The sequence below is a fragment of the Beutenbergia cavernae DSM 12333 genome (assembly GCF_000023105.1).
GTDB classification, from domain to species: domain Bacteria; phylum Actinomycetota; class Actinomycetes; order Actinomycetales; family Beutenbergiaceae; genus Beutenbergia; species Beutenbergia cavernae.
The window spans coordinates 117,310-143,652 of sequence record NC_012669.1 but is presented as its reverse complement, the minus strand read 5'-3'; the positions used below and the strand labels follow the sequence as shown (position 1 = coordinate 143,652).

The 26,343-nt window shown below is 72.5% G+C and carries 27 protein-coding genes; 10 read left to right on the top strand and 17 right to left on the bottom strand.

Annotated features, from left to right (window positions below; genetic code table 11):
- Positions 1-4: 4 nt before the first annotated feature.
- Positions 5-874, bottom strand: coding sequence for an alpha/beta fold hydrolase (locus tag BCAV_RS00690; RefSeq protein WP_012725181.1), 870 nt, complete (start codon positions 872-874; stop codon positions 5-7).
- Positions 875-964: 90 nt separating this feature from the next.
- Here BCAV_RS00690 and BCAV_RS00685 point away from each other — a divergent pair, with 90 nt between their 5' ends.
- Complete coding sequence (locus BCAV_RS00685; RefSeq protein ID WP_012725180.1) at positions 965-1,510, top strand: TetR/AcrR family transcriptional regulator; 546 nt, start codon at positions 965-967, stop codon at positions 1,508-1,510.
- On the opposite strand, the gene BCAV_RS00680 is transcribed toward BCAV_RS00685, so the two are convergent.
- Positions 1,503-3,818: a GH92 family glycosyl hydrolase gene (locus tag BCAV_RS00680; protein ID WP_012725179.1), complete on the bottom strand. Its 2,316-nt coding sequence runs from the start codon at positions 3,816-3,818 to the stop codon at positions 1,503-1,505. The genes BCAV_RS00685 and BCAV_RS00680 overlap by 8 nt on opposite strands.
- A gap of 59 nt (positions 3,819-3,877) precedes the next feature.
- Here BCAV_RS00680 and BCAV_RS00675 point away from each other — a divergent pair, with 59 nt between their 5' ends.
- Together BCAV_RS00675 and BCAV_RS00670 are read left to right on the top strand one after the other, a co-directional pair.
- Entirely contained in the window at positions 3,878-4,303 is a 426-nt protein-coding gene (locus tag BCAV_RS00675; RefSeq protein ID WP_012725178.1) for a DUF1801 domain-containing protein, read from the top strand.
- Between the two features lie 90 nt (positions 4,304-4,393).
- Positions 4,394-5,026 carry a DNA-3-methyladenine glycosylase I gene (locus BCAV_RS00670; RefSeq protein ID WP_012725177.1) on the top strand — a complete coding sequence of 211 codons (633 nt, stop codon included), beginning with the start codon at positions 4,394-4,396 and terminating at the stop codon, positions 5,024-5,026.
- A 3-nt stretch (positions 5,027-5,029) separates the two neighbouring features.
- On the opposite strand, the gene BCAV_RS00665 is transcribed toward BCAV_RS00670, so the two are convergent.
- The 6 genes from BCAV_RS00665 to BCAV_RS00640 all read right to left on the bottom strand — a co-directional run bounded on the left by BCAV_RS00665 (position 5,030) and on the right by BCAV_RS00640 (position 12,024).
- A complete protein-coding gene (locus tag BCAV_RS00665) occupies positions 5,030-5,986 on the bottom strand; it encodes a ribose-phosphate diphosphokinase (RefSeq protein ID WP_012725176.1) in 957 nt (318 codons plus the stop codon).
- A 67-nt stretch (positions 5,987-6,053) separates the two neighbouring features.
- On the bottom strand, positions 6,054-8,063 hold the full coding sequence (locus BCAV_RS00660) for an alpha-galactosidase (protein ID WP_012725175.1): 2,010 nt from the start codon (positions 8,061-8,063) through the stop codon (positions 6,054-6,056).
- 46 nt (positions 8,064-8,109) lie between these two features.
- Entirely contained in the window at positions 8,110-8,955 is an 846-nt protein-coding gene (locus BCAV_RS00655; RefSeq protein ID WP_012725174.1) for a carbohydrate ABC transporter permease, read from the bottom strand.
- A 1-nt stretch (position 8,956) separates the two neighbouring features.
- On the bottom strand, positions 8,957-9,892 hold the full coding sequence (locus tag BCAV_RS00650) for a carbohydrate ABC transporter permease (protein ID WP_012725173.1): 936 nt from the start codon (positions 9,890-9,892) through the stop codon (positions 8,957-8,959).
- Between the two features lie 3 nt (positions 9,893-9,895).
- A complete protein-coding gene (locus tag BCAV_RS00645) occupies positions 9,896-11,224 on the bottom strand; it encodes an ABC transporter substrate-binding protein (RefSeq protein ID WP_012725172.1) in 1,329 nt (442 codons plus the stop codon).
- A 56-nt stretch (positions 11,225-11,280) separates the two neighbouring features.
- Positions 11,281-12,024, bottom strand: a complete 744-nt coding sequence (locus BCAV_RS00640) for an SDR family NAD(P)-dependent oxidoreductase (protein WP_012725171.1) — start codon at positions 12,022-12,024, stop codon at positions 11,281-11,283.
- Positions 12,025-12,156: 132 nt separating this feature from the next.
- Here BCAV_RS00640 and BCAV_RS00635 point away from each other — a divergent pair, with 132 nt between their 5' ends.
- Genes BCAV_RS00635 through BCAV_RS00620 form a run of 4 tightly spaced genes read left to right on the top strand, consistent with a single transcriptional unit; the run spans position 12,157 to position 15,737 of the window.
- Positions 12,157-13,017 carry an SMP-30/gluconolactonase/LRE family protein gene (locus tag BCAV_RS00635; protein ID WP_012725170.1) on the top strand — a complete coding sequence of 287 codons (861 nt, stop codon included), beginning with the start codon at positions 12,157-12,159 and terminating at the stop codon, positions 13,015-13,017.
- Positions 13,018-13,063: 46 nt separating this feature from the next.
- A complete protein-coding gene (locus BCAV_RS00630; protein ID WP_012725169.1) occupies positions 13,064-14,284 on the top strand; it encodes a mandelate racemase/muconate lactonizing enzyme family protein in 1,221 nt (406 codons plus the stop codon).
- On the top strand, positions 14,281-15,066 hold the full coding sequence (locus tag BCAV_RS00625) for a FadR/GntR family transcriptional regulator (protein WP_012725168.1): 786 nt from the start codon (positions 14,281-14,283) through the stop codon (positions 15,064-15,066). Before BCAV_RS00630 ends, BCAV_RS00625 begins: the two co-directional genes overlap by 4 nt.
- On the top strand, positions 15,063-15,737 hold the full coding sequence (locus BCAV_RS00620) for an SDR family NAD(P)-dependent oxidoreductase (RefSeq protein WP_012725167.1): 675 nt from the start codon (positions 15,063-15,065) through the stop codon (positions 15,735-15,737). Before BCAV_RS00625 ends, BCAV_RS00620 begins: the two co-directional genes overlap by 4 nt.
- Positions 15,738-15,749: 12 nt before the next feature.
- Here the strand turns inward: BCAV_RS00620 and BCAV_RS00615 are convergent, their stop codons facing one another.
- Positions 15,750-16,892 (bottom strand): Gfo/Idh/MocA family protein, encoded by a 1,143-nt coding sequence (locus BCAV_RS00615; RefSeq protein ID WP_012725166.1) that lies wholly within the window; start codon positions 16,890-16,892, stop codon positions 15,750-15,752.
- Positions 16,889-17,554, bottom strand: a complete 666-nt coding sequence (locus tag BCAV_RS00610) for a ThuA domain-containing protein (RefSeq protein WP_012725165.1) — start codon at positions 17,552-17,554, stop codon at positions 16,889-16,891. The genes BCAV_RS00615 and BCAV_RS00610 overlap by 4 nt, the downstream gene beginning before the upstream one ends.
- 66 nt (positions 17,555-17,620) lie before the next feature.
- On the opposite strand from BCAV_RS00610, the gene BCAV_RS00605 reads away from it, so the two are divergent.
- A complete protein-coding gene (locus BCAV_RS00605) occupies positions 17,621-18,136 on the top strand; it encodes a phosphoribosyltransferase (RefSeq protein WP_012725164.1) in 516 nt (171 codons plus the stop codon).
- Positions 18,137-18,163: 27 nt separating this feature from the next.
- On the opposite strand, the gene BCAV_RS00600 is transcribed toward BCAV_RS00605, so the two are convergent.
- A complete protein-coding gene (locus BCAV_RS00600; RefSeq protein WP_050761533.1) occupies positions 18,164-19,078 on the bottom strand; it encodes a helix-turn-helix domain-containing protein in 915 nt (304 codons plus the stop codon).
- 27 nt (positions 19,079-19,105) lie between these two features.
- On the opposite strand from BCAV_RS00600, the gene BCAV_RS00595 reads away from it, so the two are divergent.
- Complete coding sequence (locus tag BCAV_RS00595) at positions 19,106-19,594, top strand: VOC family protein (protein WP_012725162.1); 489 nt, start codon at positions 19,106-19,108, stop codon at positions 19,592-19,594.
- Positions 19,595-19,644: 50 nt separating this feature from the next.
- Here the strand turns inward: BCAV_RS00595 and BCAV_RS00590 are convergent, their stop codons facing one another.
- The 4 genes from BCAV_RS00590 to BCAV_RS23100 all read right to left on the bottom strand — a co-directional run bounded on the left by BCAV_RS00590 (position 19,645) and on the right by BCAV_RS23100 (position 23,392).
- Entirely contained in the window at positions 19,645-20,064 is a 420-nt protein-coding gene (locus tag BCAV_RS00590; RefSeq protein ID WP_012725161.1) for a TFIIB-type zinc ribbon-containing protein, read from the bottom strand.
- 91 nt (positions 20,065-20,155) lie between these two features.
- Positions 20,156-20,650, bottom strand: coding sequence for a low molecular weight protein-tyrosine-phosphatase (locus BCAV_RS00585; protein ID WP_012725160.1), 495 nt, complete (start codon positions 20,648-20,650; stop codon positions 20,156-20,158).
- Positions 20,651-20,652: 2 nt separating this feature from the next.
- Positions 20,653-21,876, bottom strand: coding sequence for an amidohydrolase (locus BCAV_RS00580; protein WP_012725159.1), 1,224 nt, complete (start codon positions 21,874-21,876; stop codon positions 20,653-20,655).
- Positions 21,877-21,880: 4 nt separating this feature from the next.
- Positions 21,881-23,392, bottom strand: a complete 1,512-nt coding sequence (locus BCAV_RS23100) for a polysaccharide deacetylase family protein (RefSeq protein WP_012725158.1) — start codon at positions 23,390-23,392, stop codon at positions 21,881-21,883.
- A 187-nt stretch (positions 23,393-23,579) separates the two neighbouring features.
- Between BCAV_RS23100 and BCAV_RS00570 the strand changes: the two genes are divergently transcribed.
- Entirely contained in the window at positions 23,580-24,413 is an 834-nt protein-coding gene (locus tag BCAV_RS00570) for a siderophore-interacting protein (protein WP_012725157.1), read from the top strand.
- A 9-nt stretch (positions 24,414-24,422) separates the two neighbouring features.
- Here BCAV_RS00570 and BCAV_RS00565 read toward each other — a convergent pair whose 3' ends face one another.
- A complete protein-coding gene (locus tag BCAV_RS00565) occupies positions 24,423-25,349 on the bottom strand; it encodes an aminoglycoside phosphotransferase family protein (RefSeq protein WP_222836664.1) in 927 nt (308 codons plus the stop codon).
- Positions 25,350-25,609: 260 nt separating this feature from the next.
- Positions 25,610-26,332, bottom strand: coding sequence for a phosphatase PAP2 family protein (locus BCAV_RS21285; protein ID WP_012725155.1), 723 nt, complete (start codon positions 26,330-26,332; stop codon positions 25,610-25,612).
- Between the last annotated feature and the right edge of the window lie 11 nt (positions 26,333-26,343).

Sequence of the window (26,343 nt, the reverse complement as noted above, 5' to 3'; positions counted from 1 at the left end):
TCCGTCAAGCGGCCCGGCGTAGGAAGTCGCGCACCAGGCCGGCGATCTCATCGCCGTGGGTCTCGAGCGCGAAGTGACCCGTGTCCAGCAGGTGGGTCTCCGCGTCGGGCAGGTCCCGCCCGAACGCCTCGGCCCCGGCCGGGCCAAAGATCTCGTCGTGCCGGCCCCAGGTGACCAGTGTGGGCGGCCGGTGCTCGCGGAAGTACGCCTGGAAGCCCGGGTAGAGATCCAGGTTGAACTGATAGTCCCAGAACAGCTGCAGCTGGATCTCCTGGTTGCCGGGCCGTTCCAGGCCGGCCTGGTCGAGCAGCCAGGTGTCCGGGGCGATCCGATCGAGCAGGTCGGCAGGCACGCCGTGGGTGTACTGCCAGCGCGTCGAGTCCGGCTCCAGCAGGCGCCGCACGCCGGGCTCGTGTGCCGACCGGTCCTTGGCGTGGGCGAACAGGACGTCCCAGAACGGTGTGAAGCCCTCCATGTAGGCGTTCCCGCTCTGGGCGATCAGCCCGATGACCCGCTCGGGGTTCCGGCTGGCGATCCGCAGGCCGATCGGTGCTCCGTAGTCGTGCAGGTACAGCGCGAACCGGTCGATGCCGAGCGTCCGCAGCAGCGCGTCGGTGACCTCGGTCAGCCGCTCGAAGCTGTACTCGAACTGCTCCACCGACGGCGCCGACGACTGCCCGAAGCCGACGTGGTCGGGCGCGACGAGATGGAACTCGTCGGCGAGTGCCGGGATCAGGTTGCGGAACATGTGGGAACTCGTGGGGAAGCCGTGCAGCAGGAGCAGCGTGGGCCGGCTCGGGTCTCCCGCCTCGCGGTAGAAGACCTCCTGTCCGCCGACGGCGACGGTGTGGTGGCGGGTGGCGAGATGCGGCATGGCGACTCCTGGGTCAGGTTGGAGAACGCTCGTTCTCCCGGACCTTTGGTACGGTAGAGAACGATCGTTCTCCGCGCAAGGTGAGGTGCCATGGACTCCACGACCGCCGAGCAGAAGCTGCTCGATGCAGCCGACGCACTCTTCTACGACCGGGGCATCAACGCGGTGAGCATGGACGCCATCCGAGAGGTCTCAGGCGTCTCGCTGAAGCGCACCTACCAGCTCTTCCCGTCCAAGGAGCACCTCGTCGAGGCGGTGCTGCGGGTGCGCGACACGGCGATCCGGCAGGACCTGGCTGCCTACACGTCCGCGCGGACCACGCCGACCGAGCAGATCCTGGCCGTGTTCGACTACCTCTACGACTGGTTCAGCACACCCGAGTTCCGAGGCTGCGCGTTCATCAACTCGTTCGCCGAGCTCCGCGGCTCGTCGCCTGGCGTCGTGGACGTCGTCCGCACCCACAAGCGCGCCGTTGCCGATCTCATCGCGGTTCTCGTCGCCGAGGCGGGCCGACCCACGACGCTCGCCGGACAGCTGCTCATCCTCGCCAACGGTGCGATGGTCACAGCAGCCATCGCCGACAGCCCGCAGCCGGCCCGCGAGGCTCGCGACGCCGCGGAGCGCCTGCTCAGGTGAGCTCGGTGCCCCAGTCGGTGGGCTCGGCGCTCATCGTGAACTCGACCACCGCGCCGTCGGCGATCCACGCATGCTGCAGGAACGGCGTCGTCACCTCGCGGCCGTCGACGCGCAGGGCCGCCACGTACGGCAGCGTCGGCGCGCCGGGGGCGACGACGACGAGGGGTCGCGCCGCGCCCGGCAGGTCGACCTCGAGTCGGTCGAACAGCGGGGCGCCGACCACGTACTCCGTCGACGCCGGGTTGACGGGGTAGAACCCGAGCGCGGTGAACACGTACCAGGCGGACATCTGCCCGAGGTCGTCGTTGCCGCAGAGCCCGTCCGGCGTCGCGAGGTAGCTCTCGCGCGCGATGCGGCGCGTGTGCTCCGCCGTCTTCCACGGCTGGCCGGCGTAGCTGAACAGGTACGGGATGTGGTGGCTGGGCTCGTTGTCGTGCCGGTTCCACCCGGCGGCGAAGTGCCCGTCGAGGCGGGCGCGGAACAGGTCGACACCCATGAGGTCGCGCAGCCCTCGTGCGTCGTGCAGTACCTGGAACGTGTAGGGCCACTGCGTGCCCTCGGTCCAGCCGCCCTCGGCCCACGACCCGTCCCGGTTGCGGGACTGCATGAAGCCGCGCTCCGCGTTCCACACGTTCCGGTACCACTGGGCCCGTTCGCGCAGCTCGGCAGCGATCTCGGGGCGTCCGGCGGCGTCGGCGAGCACGGCGACGGCGTGGTCGTCGAACGCGTAGTCCAGCGTGCGTGAGCCGGCCTCGGCCGTCTCGTCCGCGGCGACCCACCCGTTCTCGAGGTATCGGGTGAGGCCCGCCCGGGCCGACGGCGTCGGGTCGAGCTCGCGGTCGCCCCACCAGCGTTCGGTGTCGCCGTCCGGCGGGACCGACGCGTTCTTGTACGCCGCCTCGAACGCGAGCGGCACGTCGACGTCGACGCCCTTGAGCACCGCCTCGGCGAGGATCGAGTCCGCGTGGGTGCCGACCATGATGTTCGTCTCGACGAGGTTCTCCCAGATCGGCAGCCAGCCCGACGAGCTGTAGCTCGCCAGCAGCGACGCCATCATGTCGGGCAGCTCGGCGGGCGCGAGCAGGGTGAGCAGCGCGTTCTGCGCGCGGAACGTGTCCCACAGGGAGAACGCCGTGTACACCGGGCGATCCGTCGCTTGTACGGCGTCGCGGTAGCCGTTGTAGTAGCGGCGCGCGCCGGCCGCTCCGCTGTCCCCCTCGTCGAGCCGGGCCGGGTACTGCAGGGCGTGGAACAGCGCCGTGGCGAGGTTCGTCCGCTCCTCGGGCGAGGCTCCTTCCACGCGCACGAGGTCGAGGCGCTCGGCCCACGCCGTACGGAGCTGCTCCACCACGTCGTCCACGCTGACGCCGTCGGGCACCTCGGCGTCCAGGTTCGCCCGCGCCTGCTCCACCGAGATCAGCGAGACCCCGGTGCGCACGACGACGCGACGCGTGCCGGCCGGGAACCGCACCCAGGCGGCGAGGTGCTCGTCGCGCCGGTGCGTCTCGCCCTCGTGCAGCTCAGCCCCGACGGCGGTGCCCCACGACGCGAACGCCGGCACGTCGGACGCCGTCGGGTCGGGCGCCGCAGCCGCGGCGACGGCGGCCGCGAGCGATGCGGTGCCGGCCACGGCCGGGACGCCGGCGAACGCGTCGACGGCGACGTCGTCGGCCGTCTCGACGTCGAACCTCGCCACGAAGTACCCGGCGAACGACGCCGCCTGCGGGGGGCCGAGGTGCGCGTCCTGCCGCTCGGGGTTGTATCCCGAGATCTCCCGACGCTCGGGGTCGATCGCCACCTCGCCGGTGAAGCCGGCACGTGTCGCCTGCACGACGACGTGCGCGTCGGCGAGCGGGACGCCGTCGGCGCCGTCGAACACCAGCTCCAGGACCCCGACGCGCGACGTGCCCGTCAGGCGAGTGCGGATGCGGCCGATGTCGCCGGGCACGAGGAGGTCGACGGCGTAGCTCGCCGGGTGCGCCACCTCGGTGGCGCGGTCGTGGACGAGGCCGCGGTCCCGCGCGTCGGGACGCACCTCGCCGACGCCGGGCGCCACGACCACCGACCCCCAGTCGCCCATCCAGATCGCCGGCTGGTGGCTGCCGATGAACCCGATGACGCGCTCGTCGTCGTGGTGGTACGGGCACGCCGAGATGAGGTTCTCGCGGGTCATCGGCGTCCAGCGCGTCATGGCGAAGGGAGGCGCCGTGGAGGGAACCATCCCGCCGTACTCGCACGGGTCCTCGCCCGTGGTGCCGATGAGGGGGTCGACGTCGTCGACGAGGCTGGGCGGCGGCGATGCGGTCACCGGATCAGCGTAGGCGCGGTGGGAGTGGCCCCGCGTTCGCGCCCGGAGCACACTGGCGTATGGCCACCGAACCGGGCGACGCGGACGTCGAGGCGTACGTCGCCGCCGTCGAGCATCCCGTCCGCCGCCGGGACGCGCAGCGGCTCCTCGACCTCATGGGCCGCATCAGCGACGAGCGCCCGCGGATGTGGGGCAGCTCGATCGTGGGCTTCGGGCAGTACCACTACCGGTACCCGAGCGGGCGCGAGGGCGACGGCCCGACGGCGTCGTTCTCGCCGCGCAAGGCGGCGATCACGGTGTACCTGCCGGACGGCGTCGGTCCGCACGCCGACGAGCTCGCCCGGCTCGGCGCGCACACCACCGGCAAGGGATGCCTCTATCTCAAGGACCTCGACGCCGTGGACCTCCGGGTCCTCGAGGGCATCGTGCGGAGCTCCTACGAGACGGTCACCGACGGGGTGTTCGGCAGCCGCGCCGAAGGGTGAGTTGTCCCCAGCGACAGATCTCGCGGCGCGCGGGGGGCGCCTGTGGACGGCGGCACGTAGGCGTCGGAGCCGGGACGTACCGTCGAGCCCATGACGAACACCTCCCCCGATGACCTCCGCCTCGACGTCGGCGGAATCCACACGTTGCGACAGGCCGATCCGCCGGCGTCCGGTGCGCGGTGCTTCGGCGACGGCGACCCGCTGTACGCCGCGTACCACGACACCGAGTGGGGCGTGCCGTTCACGGACAGCCCCGACGAGCGCGAGCTGTTCGAACGGCTCAGCCTCGAGGCGTTCCAGTCCGGCCTCTCGTGGATCACGATCCTGCGCAAGCGCGACGCGTTCCGTGCCGCGTTCGCGGGATTCGTCCCCGAGGTGGTCGCGACGTTCGACGACGACGACGTCGCGCGCCACCTCGCCGACCCGGGCATCGTGCGCAACCGGCTGAAGGTGCACGCGACGATCGCGAACGCGCACGCACTCGCCGCGCTGCACTCCGAGGGCGGGACGCTGAGGGCGCTGTTGGAGGAGCACGCTCCCGAGCCGGGGCCGCCGCCGGCGACGTTCGCCGACGTCCCCCCGGAGACGCCCGGATCGCGCGCGCTGACGAAGGTGCTCAAGAAGCGCGGGTTCGCGTTCGTCGGGCCGACCACGCTCTACTCCACGATGGAGGCCGTCGGGATCGTCAACGACCATCTCGCGGGCTGCCCGACCCGGGCGTAGGCGTCAGGCATCGGCGGGCTCAGGACGCACGTCGAACAGGGCGCTCACCGACTCGCCGCTGTGGATGCGGTGCACGGCGTCCGCGAACGCCGGCGCCACCCCGAGCACGGTGAGCTTCGGGTGCTGGGCGCGCTGCGGGACCGTGTCGGTGGTGACGACCTCGGTGATCCGGTCGTCGCCGGCGATGCGGTCGAGGGCGCCGTTGGAGAAGATCCCGTGCGTGCAGGCGACCCGGATCGAGCTGACGCCGGCGTCGTCGAGCAGGTCGACGATGGCACGGATGGTCGAGCCGTTGGCGATCTCGTCGTCGAGCACGATGATGTCGCGGCCGGCGACGTCGCCGATGAGCGACGTGATGACGACCCGGTTGTCGTCGAATCGCTCCTTGGCCCCGGCGGCGACGCGCGTGCCGAGCATCCGGGCGAACGCCGTCGCGCTCTTCGCGTTCCCGAGGTCGGGCGAGACGACGGTGGTGTTCGACAGGTCGGCTCCGGCGAAGTGGGCGGCGAGCTCGCGGCGGGCGTGCAGCTGATCCGTCGGCACGCGGAAGAAGGCGTGCACCTGGGGGGCGTGCAGGGTCATCGTGAGCACGCGGTCCACGCCGGCCGTCTCGAGGAGGTCGGCGACGAGCCGCCCGCCGATCGAGATGCGCGGCGCGTCCTTCTTGTCCGAGCGTGCGTACGCGAAGTGCGGCATGACAGCGGTGATGCGACGCGCGGACGCACCCTTCGCGGCGTCGATCATCAGCAGGAGCTCCATGAGGTTCTCCTGGGTGGGCGCGACGATCGGCTGCACGAGGTAGACGTCGCGTTCGCGGCAGTTCTCGAGCAGCTGGACCTCGAGGCAGTCGTTCGCGAACCGTTTCAGCAAGGAGTCGCTGAGCGGCACCCCGAGGCCCGCACACATCTCTGCCGCGAATGCGCGGCCCGACTGACCGGCGAAGACCCTGATGTCGCGCACGTTCGTCACCCTAGACGAGGAGTCGGGCGACGGCGTACGCCGGGATCCCGTCGAGACCGGGTTCGCCTCAGACGGCGTCGAGCAACCAGAGCGCAGAGCGACGCGACTCCGCGGGCGACAGGCCGCTGCGACGCAGCTCGGCTCCGGAGCGGACGAACCCGTCGCCGGAGTCGACGTCGGTGACCCGATAGTCGCGGCTGTCGTCGATGTCGACCGGGTGCACGGGCGCCAGGTCCTCCGCGCCGTCGAGACGGAACGCGAAGACCGCATGGCGATCGGCGGCGACGAGCTGGAACGCCGGAGCGCGCTCGCCCCGGCGGCCGCGGACCGGCTGCTCGCTCAACCGGCGCAGGCTCCCGGAGCGCACCAGGTCCGCGAGCGACCCGTGGAACAGCGAGACGTGCGCGCTGAGTCGCTCGAGGAGCTCTGGGCGCAGCTCGTCCAACCGCAGGGAGACGCCGAACCGATGCATCATCGCCGCCCGGAGCATCGCGTCGAACTCGTCCGTGCCGAGGGCGGCGAAGTCCTTCCGGGCGGGCGGGTAGTCGCCACGCCACTGCGACCACGACCAGTGCAGGATCGCCGCCGGGGGAAGCATGAGGCTCGCGCCCCACAGCACCTGGAGGTGGTGCTCGGTGTAGTCGGGGTCGGACAGGAAGTGGCAGTGGACGTGCCGCGCGAGCCCGAGATCGAGGCGGAGCCCGCCGGACGAGCACGACTCGAGCACGACCTCGGGATGGCGCTCGCGGAACGCGTCGAGCACCGCGTACAGGCCCTCGTAGTGCCGGAACAGGCCGTCGTCGGCTCCATGACCGTGGTCGGTGCGCCGGCAGCCGGAGTCCGGGTCGATGTTGAAGTCGAGCTTGATCCACTCGGCGCCGGTCTCGGTGACGAGCGCGTCCAGCGCCGCGCTGACGTGCTCCCGCCCGGCCGGCGAACCGAGGCACACGTATCCGAGGAAGCTCGGGTCGTCGGGGTCGAGCGAGACGGTCTGGACGCCGTACGACGGGTCGTGACGGAAGGACGGCTCCGACAGTGCGACCACGTCCGGACGGCTCCGGCGGAGCTCGGCCGCGGCGCCGATCGCCTCCGCCTCGATCCACATGCCGGCCTTGACGCCGCGGTCCCGGATCCCGGCGCCGAGAGCCGCGAGCCCGCTCGGGAAGCGGGCGGTGTTGGTCTGGTGCCAGTCGCCGCGCTGCTCCATCCACACCGAGTCGGCCTCCGGGGCGCCGAACCAGCCCGCGTCCACGGTCGCCACGTCGAACCCGCACGACGCCGCCACCTCCGCGTTGCGCCAGATGACGCCCTCGTCCACCTCCTGGTCCTCGTAGGGCCACCAGTGGTTCCACTCCACCGGCATCGCCTCCGACGCGGGCGACCGCGGGATCCAGGCCGCGCCGACGGCCGCGGCGAGCGCCACCGCCGCGTCGTCCAGTGTGCTGCCGGCGGCGAGCACCACCGAGGGCGCCGTCACGGACTCGCCCGGCTGCAGCACCGTCGCGAAGCGCCAGGTCGAGATGCCGGCGTCGACCCGGCCTCCGTCGATGACGTCGATGTGCCAGTTGCCGCTCCACGCCGGCGCGACGACGACGCCCGCGTCACCGTTCTCCAGACCGAGCCACGGCGAGCGACCGTGGGACGAACGCCCGGACCGGACGTCGAGCCGCAGGTGCGAGTCTGTCGTCCCGCGCTCGGGGGCGAACTCGTCGCCCCAGGCGGAACGGAAGTGCAGCGTCGTCCAGCGCCCGGGCGCGAGACGCGCCGACAGGGGATCCATCCGGGTGAGGGTGATCGGCCGGTCGGACGTGTTCGTGATCCGAGCGGCGAGCTCCCACACGCCGCGACCCGCAATCTCGCGGGCCGACCACTCGACGTGAGCCGCGCCGTCGGCCACGCTGCCGCGCACGCCGGCCTGCCCGGGCAGCACCTCGGCGCTGCCGTCGTCGAAGCCGTCGACGACGCGCCGGTCGATCTCCAGGCGGAACAGACCGGACGGGACGACGGCGTCGCGTCCTCCGACGCGGACGGCGAGGGTGGGCTGGTCGCCGGCGACGAGGTCGAGCTGAGCGGACACGGGATTCCCTTCGGGGTGAGAGGACTCGGGTGGTGAATCGGTGGGGTCAGCGCACCACGCCGGCCGCGAGGCCCTGCATCACGTAGCGCGAGGCGAACGTCAGGAGCAGCAGCGGCGGCAGAGCGGTGATGAGCAGGCCGGCGGAGACGAGCGGCTGGTCGGACAGGTAGCGGCCACCGATCTGGGCCAGCGCCGGCGTCAGCATGGTCTTGTCGTCGTCCGGCAGCAGGATGTACGCGAACAGGAGCTCGTTCCACATCGCGAGGAACTGCAGGACGGCGAGCGTCGCGATGCCCGACGCGCCGACCGGTGCGGCGACCGACCTCAGCGTCCGGAAGAACCCGGCGCCGTCGATCCGGGCCGCCTCGAGCAGCTCCGTCGGCACGCCACGGAACGTCAACGAGAGGAAGAACGTCGCGAAGGACAGCCCGGTCGCGATGTAGACCAGGATGAGGCCGGCGAACTCGCCCACCAGGTTCAGCCTCGAGAGCAGGAGGTAGATCGGGATGATCAGCACCTGGCTCGGGATCAGCATCACCGACACGAATCCGGCCCGGAACAGCTTGGCCCCGGGGACGTCGTACTTCGCCAGCGCGTAGCCGGCGAGGATCGCCAGGGCGAGCTCGACCACGAGGGCGATGAGCACGACGGTGAGGCTGTTCATGACGGCCTGCCCGACGCCGTAGCTGTTCCACAGCACGACGAAGTTGCGGAACGTCAGCTCACCGGGCAGGCCGTAGGGGTTCTGGAGATAGTCGGCGTTCGACCGGAAGGCGCTCGTGAGAAGGAACACGATCGGGTAGAGCACCGTGACGACCCCGACGACGAGCAGCAGGAAGATCGGGGTGCGCGCGCGCCTGGACAGCGTCGCGCTCGTGGCGGATGCGCTCATGTCAGTCGTCCTCCGAGAGCTTGAAGAACCGCGCCTGCACGAGCGTCAGGAGCCCGATGAACATGAAGAGCAGGACGGCGAGGGCGGCGCCGGAGCCGAGGTTCGACGTCGAGAACGCCCGCAGATAGACCAGGTAGTCCAGCGTCGTCGTCTCGAACCCGGGGCCGCCGGCTGTCATCACGAAGACGAAGCCGAACAGCGACGAGAACGTGTAGAGCACGTTGATGATGAACACGAAGCCGAGCACGCGCCGGATGTTCGGCAGCGTGATGTGCCACAACCGGGTCCACCACCCCGCGCCGTCGAGCGCCGCGGCCTCGAACACCGCGGGGTCGATCGCCGTCAGCCCGCTGAGCAGGAGCAGGCTCTGGTAGCCGAACCCGGACCAGACGAGGGCCAGCACGATGACGGCGATCGCGAGGTTCCCGTCGACGAACGGGTCGATGCGCTCACCGCCGAGCGCCTCGAGCGCCGCCATGAACGGACCGTTGTACCCGAACACCGACTTGAACATGATGCCGATGACGGCGGCGGACAGGACGTTCGGCAGGAAGAAGAGCACGCGGAACGCCCGCCAGCCGCGGATGCGCTCGAACAGCAGGATCGACACCACGAGCGCGGCGAAGATCACGAGCGGAACCGAGATCAGGAACTTGAGGTTCGTGATGAAGATCTGGTGGACCTGCGGGTCGGCCAGGATGTCCAGGTAGTTGGCCAGCCCGACCCAGTCGAACCGCAAGCCGTTCGAGTCGTTGAACGAGATGTACAACGCGAACAGCACCGGGTAGATCATGAACCCGACGACCACGAGGAACGCCGGGAGCACGGCGGCGAGCCCGATCATCCGTCCGCGCCGAGCGAGCCTGCTCTGGCGTTCGCTCGGGGGGGACGTCACGGCGGCGACGTCCCCGCCCTCGCGCACTGCGAGGATTCCCATCGTTCAGCCGAGCTCCGTGCTCGCGAGATCCTGGAGCTGGCCGACGGCGTCCTCCGGCGTCGTCGTGCCGAGGAACGTCGTCGCGTTGACGCGGTAGAAGAGATCGATGAGTCCCTGCGGCATGACGTTGTCGAACGGGAAGACGACCGCGTCCGCGTCGACCAGCATCTCGGCCTGGGTCTGGAGGAGCGGGTTGGTGATGACCGACGGGTCCGCGCTCGCGCTGTTGGACGCCTCGACCTGGAAGAGCTCGACGTACAGGTCGATCATCTCCGGCTCCGCCAGGAAGCGCAGGAAGTCCTTCGCCTCCTCCTGGACCTCCGAGTAGTTCGTGATCGAGATCGCGATGTTCGGGCCGCCCGCGGCCGTGTTCGGGTACTCGGCACCTTCGAGGACCGGGATCGGGAACACGCCGATGTTGTCGCCCATCGCCTCGGTCAGGCTCGCGTTCTCCCAACCGCCGCTGATGTAGAACACCCCGTCGCCCTGCACGAAGCCGAGGCTCGCGTCGCCGTTCGAGACGCTGCCCGCGTCGGGGTTCGTGAGCCCTCGGGAGTACAGCTCGGCGTACGCCTCGTACGCGCGCACCATGGCGTCGTCGTCGACCGCGATCTCCTGGTTGTACATCTGCGTGAAGGCGTCGGACCCGAGCTCGCCACCCACGAGCGCGGCGATCACCCAGGCACCGACGTAGCCTTCGAGGTTGGCGATCCAGAAGGGGGCGGCCTCGACGCCGGAGTCCTGGACCTGCTGACCGACGTCGAGCAGGTCCTCCCAGGTCGCCGGCGGTTCGCTGAGGTCGAGCCCAGCCTGCTCGGCGAGCTCCTTGTTGTAGAAGACGTAGAAGTACGATCCGCCGCCGTAGGGCATGCCGAGCAGAGCGCCGTCCTCGGCATAGCCCTCGCGGACCGTGTTCCATCCGCTGAGGTCGTCGACGGTCGCGTCGTCGAAGGTCCCGTCAAGGTCGAGCAGGAACTCCGCGAACGAGATCGTGTTGCCGCCCGTGAACGACGTGCGGATGTCCGGTCCGTCGCCCGCGATCGAGGCGGCCTGGAACTGTGCAGCGGTCGCGCTGATGTCACCGGTGGTCTGCACCACTTCGATGTCGATGTCGGGGTGCTCCTCCTCGTACATCGCGACCGCCTGGGTGAGGAACGACGACTCCTCGATGATCTCGCCGTCCTCGGTGCTCTTCGTCAGCAGTCCGGCATCCCAGATCACGATCTGGGTCTGCCCGCCCTCCCCCGCGTCCGGGTCACCGGAGCTGCAGGCGGCGAGCCCGAGCGCCAGCACGGCACCCACGGCCAGCGCGCCTCTCGTCGTGAACCTCATCGTCCTGTCCTTTCCTCGGGGCTGCGCCGCTGCGCGGCGCCTGGCGGTGGGTGGTGTCAGAAGGTCGCCATGAGCCCGCCGTCGACGGCGAGCACCTGGCCCGTGACATAGGTGTTGGTGGGCGAGACGAAGAACTCCGCGGCCGCGGCCACCTCGTCAGCGGTGCCGGGGCGGCGCATCGGGATGCGGGCGTGCTCGACGTACACGCTGCGGAACCAGGGGGTGTCGTACTCCCGCGTCCCGTCCGGCATCCGCGCCATCGGCGTGTCGACGAAGCCCGGGGCGAGCGCGTTGACGAGCACGCCGTCCTCGGCGACGTCGACGGCGAGGGCACGGGTGAACGTCACCAGGGCGCCCTTGCTGGTGGCATAGGCGAGCGTGTCGGCGGCGGCCCGGAAGCCCTGCACCGACGAGATGGTGAGGACGCGCCCCGAGGCGGCGGCCCGGAGCAGCGGCAGGACGGCGAGCGTGACCGCGACCGTCCCGTCCAGGTTGATCTCCATGACGCGCCGGTATCCGGCGACGTCCAGGTCGCTCGTCGGCGTCGAGTCGGCGACGCCGGCGCAGCTGACGAGCACGTCCAGATACCCGAGGCGGTCGCCGAGGTCGTCCGGGACCGACCGGAGGTCGAGCTCGAGCGGGTCACCCCCGGTCTCGGCAGCGACGCGCCCGGCGCCGTCGACGTCCACGTCCGCGCAGACGACCGCCATCCCCGCCAGAGCGAGGCGGTGCGCCACAGCGGCACCGATGCCGCTCGCCGCCCCCGTGACCAGCGCACGTCGTGTGGACCTGACAGGCATGGCACCTTCCTCATCCGGAACGACAATGGTCTGATGAATCGCCTGTACGTAGCGAGCTCGCCTCCCTCAGGGGTCGCGCTCGACACGTTCTCGTGGCTTAGATAGTACTTATGGATCCCCGAAAGGCAAGACGTGAACATCGACGCGATCGCCGCCACAGCTGACGAGCTCGGCGAGTCGGCGCTCTGGGACGCTGCGGAGGGTGCGCTCTACTGGCTGGATCTCGCGCGTCCGACGCTGCACCGCTGGGACGGGAGCGGCGACGTCCGGTCGTCCCCCGTGCCGCTGCCGGCTCCGCTCGGTGCCCTCCTGCCGACCAGCTCCAGGGAGGACCTCCTGCTCGCCGCCGGCCGCCGCCTGTACCGGATCTCCCGCACGAGCGCTGCCGTCGCACCGCTCGAACCTGAGCTGGGCCTCACGCCCGGGACCCACGTCAACGACGCGAAGACCGATGCCACCGGCGCCATCTGGCTGAGCACGGCCGACGTCGCCGAGCGCGCGCCGGTGGGCGGGCTCGTGCGGGCATCGGACGGTACGGGGGCGCCCGAGCGCTTTGTCGTGACGAACGGACCGGCGTTCAGCCAGGACGGGAGCGAGGTGTACGTCAGCGACTCCGTCGGCGGGCGCGTGCTCGCCTACGGTCTGCGCGAGGGGATGCTCGGTGAGGGCCGGCTCGTCGTGCAGTTCAGCGAGGACGACGGGTTGCCGGACGGGCTGGCCGTCGACGCCGAGCACGGGATCTGGGTCGCCCACTGGGACGCCGGGTGCCTCAGCCGCCACGACCCGTCGGGCACGCTGACGGCCCGCGTCGACCTGCCGGCGCGCCACGTGACGAGCCTGGCGTTCGGCGGGCCGGACCTGGAGGACCTCTTCGTGACCACGGCGCGCTACGAGCTCAGCCCTGCCGAGATCGCCGCGCACCCGGGGTCCGGCTCCGTCTTCCGGCTCCGGCCCGGCGTGCGCGGGGTGCCGGCCGAACCGGCCAGCCTGTAACGTACGATCTATCGATCCCACCCGGCGTAGCGAGGGCGAAGGAAGCATGCGAATCGAATCGGTGGAGTTCTTCTACGCGGCCATGCCCTCGATCACGCTCGAGGCGGACGGCAGCCAGGATGCGCTCCTGGTGCGTGTCGTCGCCGACGGCGTCGTCGGCTGGGGGGAGTGCGAGGCGTCCCCGCTCGTCTCCCTCGCGGCCTTCGTCACGCCGCGGTCGCACGGCGTCTGCCAACCCGTGAGCGCCTCGGTCCTCGGCGAACGCCTCGACTCGCCCGCCGACATCGCACGGATCAGCGCGCTCGTCGCTCGCAACAGCATGGACCTGCTCCAGGCGCCCCACACGTACTCCGGGATCGAGATGGCGCTCTGGGACCTGCTCGGACATGCCCGGGAGGAGCCGGTCTGGCGCCTGCTCGGGTACGACGCGTCGTACCCGAAGGTCGCCTACGCGTCCCTGCTCTTCGGTGACACGCCCGACGAGACGCTCTCCCGAGCGCGATCGGCGACGGAACGCGGGTTCCGAGCGGTGAAGTTCGGGTGGGGACCGTTCGGCGAGGGCACCCCCGAGGCGGATGCCGACCAGCTCCAGGCCGCCCGGGAGGGCGTGGGCCGCGACACGACGCTCCTCGTGGACGCGGGGCAGATCTGGGGAGAGGACGTCGAGTCAGCCGCCCTGCGCATCCCCGCACTCGAGGACGCGCGCGTGACCTGGCTCGAGGAGCCGTTCCCGGCACACGCCTACGCCGAGCACGCGGCGCTCGCCGCCCGGACGCGGACGCTGCGCATCGCGGGTGGCGAGGGCGCCCACAACCTCCACATGGCACGCAACCTCGTCGACTACGGCCACATCGGGTTCCTCCAGATCGACACCGGCCGGATCGGTGGGATCGGTCCGGCGAAGGCGGCGGCCGACTACGCTGCCGGGAAGGGGGTGACGTTCGTGAACCACACGTTCACCTCACACCTCGCCCTCTCCGCGTCGCTCCAGCCGTTCGCCGGGCTCGCCGACCATCGGATCAGCGAGTACCCCGCCGCCCCGAAGGCGCTGGCGCTCGACATCACGCGTGACCATCTCCTCCCGGACGCCGACGGCCGCATCGCCGCACCCGAGGGACCCGGACTCGGGGTCTCGGTCGATCTCGACCGGCTCGGCGGCTACGTGCGCGACGTCGAGATCCTGCTGGACGGCGATCAGCTCTACCGCAGCCCGCAGGTGGGAGGCGTCGCGGCGTCGAGCGCCCTGCACGGGATCGGACGCGCATGACCGAGGCCGGCGCGGAGACCGAGCGCAGCTCCGGGTACTCGATGCGCGGGCTCCAGGGCCGGGTGATCGAGGCGATCGGACTCGATGTGGTCGGTGGCCGGTACCGGCCTGGCCAGCTGCTCCCGCGGGAGGCCGAGCTCATGGTCGAGTACGGCGTGAGCCGGACGTCGTTGCGCGAGGCGATGAAGGTGCTGGCGGCGAAGGGCCTCGTCGACATCCGGCAGAAGGTCGGGACACGCGTGCGCCCCGTCGAGATGTGGAACGCCTTCGACAGCGACCTGCTGGCCTGGTTCCACGCCTCCGGTCAGGGCGAGGCGCCGATGCGCGACCTCGTCGAGCTGCGTCAGGTGCTGGAACCGGCCGCGGCGCGCTTCGCTGCCACCCGGGCCACGATGGCCGACCTGCACGACCTGGAGCGGGCACAGCAGGCGATGCTCGACACGGCGCACGACCACGCCGGGTATGCGGCGACCGACGTCGCCTTCCACCTGGCCGTCTACGGTGCCTCGCACAACGCGCTGCTGCGACGGTTCGGCCACCTCGTGGCCGACTTCATGCACCTCAGCTTCGACGTGCAGCAGCACGCGGCGGCGGACGGACCCGCCGACTTCACGGAGGACGCGCAGGGACATGCGGCGATCTTCGAGGCGATCAACCGGGGCGACGCCGACGCCGCGGCGGAGGCCATGCTCCAGGTCGTGCTCGACGGCAAGAGCGCGCTCATCAAGGCGCTGTCCCATCGCGGGACGGCGGAGTCACGCGGGACGAGAGGAGCTCCATGAGGACAGCACTGGTGACCGGCGGTGCATCGGGCCTGGGGAGCGCCTGCGCCGAGCGGCTGACGGACGACGGGCTGCGCGTCGTCACCGTCGACGTCGCGGCGGGCGCGGACCACGTGCTCGACGTCTCCGACAGCGACGCCGTCCGTGACCTCGCCGCTCGCCTCGGGCCGGTCGACGTCCTGGTCAACAGCGCCGGCATCATCGGCGCCAACGTCCCGCTCGTGGACGTGGCCGACGAGGACTGGCAGCGGGTCTTCGCCGTCAACGTCTTCGGCACGTTCGCCCTGTGCCGCGCGTTCGCGCCGGGGATGGTCGAGCGCGGCTGGGGTCGCATCGTCAACGTCGCCAGCATGGCCGGCAAGGACGGCAACCCGAACCTCAGCGCCTACTCGGCGTCGAAGGCCGCCGTGATCGGTCTGACCAAGTCGCTCGGCAAGGAGCTCGCCACCACCGGCGTGCTCGTGAACGCCGTCGCCCCGGCCGTCATCGACACTCCGATGAACGCGGCCACGGAGCCCGAGGTGCTCGAGCACCTGCGCAGCCTCATCCCGATGCGCCGGCTCGGGAGGCCCGAGGAGTTCGCGGCCCTCGTGTCGTTCCTCGCCTCCGACGCCGTCAGCTTCTCCACCGGCGCCGTGTACGACCTCAGCGGCGGCCGCGCCACGTACTGACGGCGCGTCCGGTCAGCCGACGGGCGTCAACGGCACGAGCGGCGGCACCTCGCACGTCGTGCTCACGTCCGCCCGCCCGCCGCCCTGGGCCGCCTGCAGCAGCGTCGCCATCACGTCGAGCACGTGGAGGGCGACGGCGTCGCTCGCCCGAGGCGTGGTCCCTGCCGCGAGGGCGCGCGCCGCGTCCAGGACGCCGATCCCGCGCCCGGCGCCGACGTACCCGGCGGCCGGCGGCACCTCGACCCACTCGCGGTCCGTCGCCGGACCCGCGACGCGCACGTCGCCGCCGTGCCCGTTCGGGTCCGGCACCGACAGCGAGCCCGACGTGCCGTGGACGAGCAGGTTCGGCAGGTCGGCGCGCCAGGTGTCGAAGCTCATGACGAGCGTGGACAGGGCGCCGCTCGCGTGCTCCAGCACGCCGGTCACGTGGGTGTCCACGTCGACGGGGACCGTCACGCCGGCCCGCGCGCCGCTGCCGATGGTGCGCTCCGCGCGTGCCCGGTTCGCGGCGCCGACGACGCTCGTCACCGGGCCGAGCAGGTGGACGAGCGCCGTCACGTAGTACGGGCCCATGTCGAGCAGCGGGCCGCCGCCCGGCGCGTAGTAGAAGTCCGGGTCCGGGTGCCACAGCTCGTGCCCGGGCGCCGTGAAGAACGCCGTCGCCGACGTCGGCCGCCCGATCGTCCCGGCGGCGATCGCGTGCCGCGCCGTCTGCGTCCCGGTGCCGAGCACCGTGTCGGGCGCGCAGGTGAGCACCCGGCCGGCTCCGGCGGCGGCGTCGACCATCGCGTGCGCGGACGCGACGCTCGCCGCGAGCGGCTTCTCCCCGTACACGTGCTTGCCGGCCGCGAGCGCGCGCAACGCCACCTCGGCGTGCGCCGCCGGGATCGTGAGGTTGAGGACGAGGTCGACGTCGTCCGCCGCCAGCAGCTCGTCCACCCCCGAGGCGCGCACCCCGGGATGCTCGGCGGCGCTGGCCGCGGCGCGCGCCGGATCGAGGTCGGCGACGGCGACGATCGCCACGTCCGGCATCCTCGCCATGGTCTGCGTGTACGCGCGGTGGATCGCGCCGGCCCCCACGATGCCGACCCGCAGCGGGGAGGCGAGGGACGCCGTCGTCCACGGCACGGGAGCCGCCGCCGTGCCCTCGCTCACCGGGACGCCCACAGCATGCCGCGCTCCACGATCCCGGCGATCTCGGGGGTCTCGAGGTCGCCGAGCTGGTGGCCGGCCGTGCACACGAACACCCGGCCGGCACCCCACGTGCGCGTCCACACGGCCGGCGAGACGAACGGCTCCGTCCACTCCCCGCCGGGCGACGGCGCGAGCGTCGTCGTCGCGAGCACGTCGTTGCGGGCGTCGCTCAGCACCCAGTACTGCTCCGTCGTCAGCGCGACGGACGTGAAGCCGGCCACGATCGGGTGGTCCGCCCGCTCCGGCGCGACCTCGATGCTGTGGTCGACGATGCCGCCCGGGTGCGCGACGAACTGCCCGCCGACCAGCTGGAGGTACTCCGGCGTCGCGCGGAAGGCGTCGGCGATCCCGCCGTGCCAGCCCGCGAGCCCGGTACCGGCGGCGACGGCGGCGCGCAGGCCGGCGACCTGGTCGCCGGTGATCTCGCCCATCGTCCAGCACTGGACGATCAGGTCCGTGGCCGCGAGCGCGTCGGCGTCGAGATAGGCGTCGAGCGTGTCGGAGACGACGACGGCGTACCCGTGGTCGGTCAGGGCGGCGGCGGCGAGGTCGGTGGTGGCGACGGGGCTGTGCCCGTCCCAGCCGCCGCGGACGATGAGTGCCTGCTTCGTGGATGACTGCACGAGGCACGAGCCTAGGACGGTTGTGCGGCGACGGGGGACACGGCCCGCTGCACCTACGCTGACGCCGTGGAGAGCTTCCCGACGCCCGACGACCATCCCGACCGCGAGGTCCTCACCTGGCCGGAGTTCGGGCACGCCGCCCGCGCCCTCGCGCGCGCCGTGCTCGACGACGGCTGGACGCCCGACGTCGTCATCGCCGTCGCCCGCGGCGGTCTCGTGCCCGCGGGCGCCGTCGCGTACGCGCTCGACACGAAGGCCATGGGCACGCTCAACGTCGAGTTCTACACGGCCGTCGGCGAGACGCTCCCGGACCCGGTCGTGCTGCCGCCGCTCATGGACACGTCGCACCTCGCAGGTCGCCGCGCGCTCGTGGTCGACGACGTCGCCGACTCCGGCCGCACGCTCGCCCTCGTCATGGACCTGATGCGCTCCCACGGCGCGGAGGCACGATCCGCCGTCCTGTACACGAAGCCGCAGTCGGTGATCCAGCCGGACTACAGCTGGCGCGAGACCGACCGCTGGATCATGTTCCCGTGGTCGTCGCTGCCGCCCGTCGGCGGCGGGGCGAGCCGCGACGCCTGAATCTCGACGACGACGGCGCCCGCTCGCTCAGGTGGTCGGCGCGGCCCGCGCATCGCGCGCGTACCGCCCCGGCGTGGTCCCGAGCTGCCGGCGGAAGTCACGCACGAGATGCGACTGATCGGCCCAGCCGAGCTCGGCGGCGAGGTCCGCGAGCGACACGGACGCCTCGCCCTCGCCGTCCAGCCGCGCGGCGGCGTCCCGGAGACGCGCCCGCACGAGCACCCACTTCGGGCCCACCCCGACGTACCGGCGGAACATCCGCTGCACGCTCCGCGCGGACAGGCCCGCGACCTCGCCGATCTGCTCGACCCGGACGATCGAGCTGTCGGTCCACACCCTCTCGATGAGCGCGACCGCGTCCAGGTACGCCGGGTCGGGCTCCGCCGCGAGGCCCACCAGCCAGCCCTCGACGACGGCGTGACGCGCCGCGTCGTCGTCCTCGGCGAGCACGCGCGGCAGGAGCGCGGCCGCACCCGGCAACACGTCGTCCGCGGGCAGCGTCAGGTCGGCGAGCAGCTCGCGGCCCGCCAGCGCCGCGAGCCCGCCGGGGCGAAACCCGACGCCGAACGCCCGCCCCTCGCCGTCGAGGTCCACCACGAAGCGTCTGGTCCAGACGGTCGTGACGACCGCCGCGGGCATGGTGACGCCGTGCCGCACGAGCGGGCCGCCGTCGTCGGCCACGCCGTTCTCGAACGTGAGGTGGCAGACGGGGCGCGTGATGACCTCGCTCGTGGCGGGCGCCTCGCCGTGCCGCTGCCACGCCACCGACCAGAAGTGCTCGACGTAGGGCGCGAGCCGAGGATCGATCACGGGGAGGACGGCGCGGTGCAGCACGCGCTGCAGCTGATGCGGGTGGACGAGGGCGCCGCGCCCGTCCGCCGGCACGCTCGACGGCCGGGGGCCGGCCCCGCTGAAGCGTGTCGCGTTCGTCCAATCGGCCACGGGTGCAGCGTAGGCACGCTGGCCGACATGACCACTGAAGCCAGCTCCGACGCCGTCCCCTACCGCCCCGCCGGGTACTCCACCATCACGCCGTTCCTGTGCGTGGACGGCGCCGCGGCGGCCGTCGCGTTCTACACCGACGTGTTCGGAGCGCACGAGATCGCCCGGGCAGCCGCGCCCGACGGGACGATCGCGCACGCCGAGCTGCAGGTCGGCGACGGGCGTCTCCAGCTCGGCGACCCGAACCCCGCGTACGGGATCGTCGCCCCGTCCGGCGACGACGCCGTCACGTTCTCCCTCGCGATCTACGTGCCGGACTGCGACGCCGTCACCGAGGCCGCGGCACGCGCCGGAGCCACGGTGCGCGAGCAGCCGTCCACGTTCGTCACGGGCGACCGGTTCGCCTCGATCCGCGACCCGTTCGGGATCCGGTGGTCGATCATGACGCGCGTCGAGGACGTCTCCGACGAGGAGGCCGACCGGCGCGTGCGGGAGTGGATGGCCGCGCAGGGCTGACTCAGTGCCCTGGATCCTCCCGCGGTCGTCCGTCGCTCCGGGGGCTCTGCTCAGTCGAAGTCGAACAGGTCCTCGAGGAAGCCGCCACGCTTCTTCTTGCGCCGGTAGCGCGGGTCCTGCGAGCGGGGGTCGCGCCGGGGGTCGTAGGACTCGCCGTAGCCGCGCTGGTCGTAGCCGCGGTCGTAGCCACGACCGTCGAAGCGCGGTTCGTACCCGGGCTGGTCGTAGGGCCGGTCGTACGGTTCCTCGTACCGCGGCGCGGCCGGGCTGGGTCCCGGTCCCGGGCCGGGGGCGGCCGGATCGGGCACGGGCGGCGGGAGGCTCGTCCCGGCACCGGGCGCGGCGCGCTCGATGATCTTGTCGAGCTCGCCCCTGTCGAGCCAGACGCCACGGCACGTCGGGCAGTAGTCGATCTCGATGCCCGAGCGCTCGGTCATCACGAGCGGCGAGTCGTCGATCGGGCACTTCATGGGCGCTCCTGTCGTCGGCCTGCGAGTCGGGCGCGGGGGCACCCGGGGATCCCAACGTACGACGACGGCGAATGGTTGCCTCGCGCCGTCGTCATCCGCCGACCCGCTCCTGCACGTACGCGACGATGCCCGGCGCCCCGGCCTCGACCGTCGCGAGGCACTCCTCGAAGTCCTCCCGGTCGCCGTACCACGGGTCGGGGACGTCGAGCGGTGCCTCACCGGCGTCTGGCTCGAACGACCGGTACAGCCGCACCTGGTCCTCACGAGCGCCGAGCCGCCGCAGGGCGCGCGCGTGCGCGTCCGTCATGGCCAGCAGAAGGTCGGGCTCGGCGACGTCGGACGGCGTGACCTGCCGCGCCTCGCGGGACGGCACCGGGTAGCCGTGCTCCGCCAGCACGGCGCGCGCCCGCCGGTCGATCGGGTTGCCGCGCTCCCCGTCGCTGATGCCGGCGGAGTCCACGACCACGCGTCCGTCCAGCCCGGCGTCGGCGAAGCGCTCGCCGAGCACTACCTCGGCCATCGGCGAGCGGCAGATGTTCCCCGTGCAGACCACGAGCACCCGGAACGGCGCGGACCCGGTGCTCATCGTCAGTGGGAGAACCGCTCGTGCCGCTCCACGACGTGCGGGACGCCGTCGTCGCCCGTGACGAGCGCCGCACGCCCGTCGATGAACACCTGCTCGGCGCGCGAGGTGATGTCGAGCGGGTCTCCCGACCAGACGACGACGTCGCCGTCGCGGCCCGCCTCGAGCGCACCGATCCGCTCGTCGAGGTCGAGGAACGCCGCCGGGTTGACGGTCAGGGCCTCGAACGCCGTCTCCCGCGGCAGGCCCTCCTTCACCGCGAACGACGCCTGGTGCACGAGGAAGTTGATCGGGATGACCGGGTGGTCGGTGGTGATCGCGACGCGGACGCCGGCGGCGGCGATGAGAGCGAGGTTGCGGATCGCGCGGTCACGCAGCTCGACCTTCGACCGCGACGTCAGCATCGGGCCGAAGATCACCGGGATGTCCTTCTCGGCCAGCACGTCGGCGATCTTGTGGCCCTCGGTGCCGTGGTTGATGACCAGGCGGTAGCCGAACTCCTCGGAGAGTCGGATCGCCGTCGCGATGTCGTCGTGCCGGTGGCAGTGCTGGTCCCAGACCAGGTCGCCGTCGAGCACCGCCGCGAGCGTCTCGTGCGTGAGGTTCCGCTCGAACGGCTCGCCCTTGGTCGCCGCCGCGGCGCGCTTCTCCGCGTAGTTCCGGGCGGCGACGAACGCCTCGCGCAGCACCGCCGCGACGCCGAGCCGGGTGGACGGCGTCACCTTCTTGTCGCCGTACACGCGCTTCGGGTTCTCACCCAGGGCGGACTTCACGGAGACGTCGGCCGCGATCACCTGCTCGTCGACGGTGCGCCCGCCCCACGTCTTGATCGCCACGGTGCGGCCGCCGATCGGGTTGCCCGACCCCGGCTTGATGACCGCCGACGTCACCCCGCCGAGCAGGGCGTCGCGGAAGCCCTCGTCCTCGATGTCGATGCCGTCCAGGGCGCGGAAGCGGGCGCCGTTCGGGTCGGTCATCTCGTTCGTGTCGTTGCCCGACCAGCCCTCGCCCTCCTCGTGCACCCCGAGGTGGCCGTGCGACTCGACGAACCCGGGCAGCACCCACTTGCCGGTCGCGTCCACCACCGTGGCGCCGTCGGGCACGGGGGTGTCGGAGCCGCCGACGGCGGTGATCACGCCGTCGGTCACGACGACCGTGCCGCCGTCGATGGCGGGTGCGGAGACGGGCAGGACGTAGCCGCCGGTGACGGCGAGGACGGAAGCAACCATGCCCCTATCCTGCCGCGCGCTGTGAGTACCCGTGCCCGGCCTCGAGTGTCTGGCCGGCGAACAGCTGGCTGACGGTGACGAACGTGTACCCGGCATCCGTGAGCTGCTGCACGATCCCGGGGACGGCCTCGACCGTGCTCGGGTGGATGTCGTGCAGGAGGACGACGGCGCCCGGTTCGGCCTGCTCGACGGCGCGCCGGGTCGTCTCGGCCGCGTCGCGGTGGCGCCAGTCCTCCGTGTCGACGCTCCACAGCACGGCCGGTGAGCCGCGCTGCGCGAGGACCGCCCGCACGTCGTCGTCGATGGCCCCGTACGGCGGCCGGACGAGCGGCGCCGTGACGCCCGACGCGTCCCGGATCGCCGACGCCGTCCGGTCCAGCTGATCGCGGACGCTCGCGGCGTCGAGGCCCGTCAGGTCGGGATGGTTCCAGGTGTGGTTGCCGATCTGGTGGCCCGCCGCCGCGATGGCGGCCACGAGCTCCGGGCGGCTCGCCGCGTTCTGCCCCACGAGGAAGAACGTCGCCGGCACCCCGGCGGCGGCCAGCTCGTCGAGCAGGCGCTGCGTGTGCGGGCCGGGGCCGTCGTCGAACGTGAGGGCGAGGCAGCGGACGACGGCGCAGTCCGGTCCCGCGGGTGGGTCCGGCGGCCGCGGCGGCGGCACGAGCGGGACGGCGAGCGGGCCGTCGGACGGGGCGGGCGCGGCCGCCTGGCCCGGCAGCCCCACGAACGTCCCGCCCGAGCGCACCGATCCGCGCACGATCCGGCCGGCGTCGCTGAGCCACGGCGACGCGACGTCGGCCGGCACCTTCCACGTGAGCCAGCCGTCGGCGTCCGGCCGGGTGACGAGCAGGTCACCGCGCGCGTCGAACGCGACGTCGTCGAGGACGCCGGTGCCGGGCAGGTCGTCCGGGTACGGCGACGACGTCGGTGTGATGCTCGGCGCCGGCGCTCCCGGCGCGCGGGTCGCGGCGCGCAGCTCGGCGGCGGCGAGCGCCTCGGCCAGCGAGCTGGCGCCGTCGTCGGTGAAGAGCTCCCGGCCGGACCAGGCGGCGCCCCGGGTGGCGTCCGCGTAGAACGTGGCCGCACCGCGCACGGCGTCGGCCGACCCGACCTCGAGGGCGGCGTGGACGCGGAGCGCGAGCACCGACCGGACCGCGAGAGCGACGTTCCAGCCGACGTCGAGGTCGGTCCCGGCCGCCCCGAGCGGCCGCCAGCGTTCGACGAACGCCGTCGTGAGCGCGTTCAGATCGTCGAGGCCGGGAGCGACGACCGTCGAGATCGCGACGGTGTGGTCGGGATCCGTGGAGGACTCGGTGGACGACTCGAGCCCGGGAACGCTGGACGGGTCCAGCGCCGCCAGGGCGTCGGCGCGGACGAGACCGTCGGGTGACGGCGCACCGGGATCGCCGCTCGGGGCGGTGCACGCGATCGCCACGGCGAGCACGAGGGCGACGAGGAGGGCAGCGCCGGCGCCGTGGCCCTCGATGTGCGGGCCGCGCCCCCCAGCCGCTCGCACGGCGTCCCCTCTCCTCGACCGCTCGCCGGTGCCGAGGCTAACCCGCGCACACGGGTGCGGAGCGGAGATCCTCCGGCGCGGCTCGGGCCGGCGAATCGTCCGTTCCCAGGAGGACGCTACATAGGCTAGCCTTACCTTCGCTCCGGGCCGCCGACGGGCGACGGCTCACCACGACGCAGAGGACGACATGGCGCGCACGAACACGGCCGCGGCGCGGGTGAAGCCCGCGGTCAGCGAGCTGCTCACCCTCCACGTCCTGCGGCGGGCAACCGTGTCCCCGCACCTGGTGCGCGTGACCCTCGGCGGCGGTGACGCGGCGCGGTTCCGGTACCTCGGCTTCGACCAGTGGTTCCGGCTCTTCATCCCGGTCTCCCAGGACTCCCTCGCGCGGCTGCCGAACAAGCTCGACACGATCGCCTACCTCAAGTACCTGGCGATCTCGGCGACGTCCCGCCCCGTCCTGCGCAACTACACGGTGCGCGCCTATCGGGCCGACGGCCCGGACGGCCCCGAGCTCGACGTCGACTTCGTGCTGCACGGCTCGGCCGCCGACGGGACGGCGGGGCCCGCCGCCTCGTGGGCGGAGTCGTGCGCCGTGGGCGACGCCGTCGCGATCATCGACGAGGGCATCACCTTCACCCCGCCCGAGGGGCTCGAGCGCGTGCTGATCGTCGCCGACGAGACCGGGCTGCCCGCCGTCGCCGGGATCCTCGCGTCGCTGCCGCGGGGCTCCCGCGGGCACGCGCTCGTCGAGATCCCGTCCGAGGCGGACGCGCAGCCGCTCGACGCGCCGGACGGCGTCGTCGTCACCTGGGTGGCGCGGACCGACCCGCACGACGTGCCGGGCCGCGCCGTCCTCGCCGCCGCCCAGGCACTCCCGCTGGGCGACGAGCCGTTCTACGGATGGGTCGTGGGCGAGCAGGCGCTGCCGTCGGCGCTGCGCCGGCACTGGGTGCACGCCGGCGTGCCGAAGCACCACATCACGTTCACCGGGTACTGGAAGGCGAAGAGGCACCGCTGAGCGGCGGCGTCACCGGACGCCGTCGGGGCGCAGCCGCCACAGCAGGTCGACGTAGCCGCGGGGCACCGATACGCCGGCGGCGAGCATCCAGTGGACCCGGCTCGCGCCGACCAGGGCGAGCGTCGTGCGGTAGCCGCGCCGGACGTCGTCGACGGCGAAGGTGCCGTCGAGCGCGTCGACGTACGGACCGAGCACGTCAGCCTGCGCGCTCAGCGCCAGGTGGGCGGCGTCCGATCCGACCGGCGCCACGCCGAACGTGCCCCAGTCGAGCGCGACGACGTCGCCGGTCGCCTCCCGCAGGTTGCCCAGCCCGGCGTCGCCGTGGGACAGCACCGACGGGACGCCGTCGAGCGCCGCCATCAGCTCGTGGCGGGCCGCCCAGACGCGCGCCACCCGCGGGTCGGCGTCCACCTGGGTCCAGTCCAGGTCCGTGACGGCGAGGCGCTGGGCGAGCTGGTGCCCGCCCAGCCACGGCACGTCGGGCACCGGTGCCGACGCCTGCCACGACGCCAGCGCCCGCGCCGCCGCCACCGGCTCCGCCTCTGGGCCGACCACGTCCTCGAGCCAGAGCGTCAGCGTGTCGGCGGCGGTCTCGACGCCGAAGCAGCGGGGGGCGCGCAGCCCCGGGCCGGACGGGAGGACGCCGGACGCGTAGGCGAGCGGCTCCCGTCGCCAGTACGCCCAGTGCTCGGGGGCTCGGGCGGCCTCGGCGTGCCGGCCCGCCCGCAGCGGGCGCACGGACTTGCGCACGAGCGTCAGCTCACGTCCGTCCGGCGTCCGCGCCGTGACCCTGGCGACGTCGGCCGTCGCAGCGCCCGTGCCGCCGGCGAGCGGGGCGACGGCGACGACGTCCACCTCCGGCACACCCGCCACCGCCACCGCCACGTACGCGGGGAGCGCCTCCGACGCACGACCTGCCGGCTCGACGTCGACCATCCCGCGATCGTAGGCGAGCCGCATTCCCGGTTCCGCTCCTCGATAAACCCCTGGCGCGGGGCGCCGTCGTCGTCGTAGCGTGGCGGTACACGGGAAGGAGGTGGTCCAGGAACATGAAGTCTTTCCGGACGCGTGAGGTGGCTGCCCGCTAGGCGGTGCAACCCAGGACGGTGAGCCGTCGCTGGGCCATCCGGCCGAGCGAATGTCAGGCAGTCACCGGAACCCGCGGGAGTCGTGCACTCGTCCAGCACGACGGTCGATCATCGATCGGCGGCCCGCGGGTTCTTTCCTGCCCGGGCACCGACGTCCGTCCGGTGCTCCTCGCTCAACAGCTCCCGCTCGAGCTGCGGGTACATCGCCCACCAGACCACCATGCCCACGCCGATCCCGAGCAGTGCCCCGGCGATCGTGTCCGAGAGCCAGTGCGCATGGACGTGCACGCGACTGAGCATCATGGCCACGAGCAGGAGCCCACCCGTCGGCCACCACCAGCGGCGCGCGGCCGAGCCGAGACACATCCCGACGACGACGACGAAGCACGCGGCGAGCGTCGAGTGCCCCGACGGGAACGACGCGTCGTGGGTGTCGACCTGCGTGCCCTCGGGACGCAGCCGGTCCACCCACAGCTTGATCAGCTGCGACGTGATCACGCCCCCGAGCGCAGTCGACGCGGCGGCGGCGAGGTGCCACCAGCGCCGCTGCAGAGCGAGCACGCCGAGCATCGCCGCGATGAGCAGGTAGCCCGGCCAGGAGTCGAACGCGTCGAGCGCCTGGGAGAGCACGTCCGCGACCGTGTCGACCGCGGGGTCGGCGTCGCCGATCGCCCGGCTGGCGGCGTCGTCGAGCCGCGCCCAGCGCTGCTGGTCCAGCCGGAGCAGCCCGCCTGCCGTGACGACAAGGAGCACGAGCGTGCCGCCGACGATGCCCAGCGCTCGGGGACGGCGTGACGACGGCGACGCCTGCTCTCCGCCGTCGTCCGTCATCGCCGCAGTCT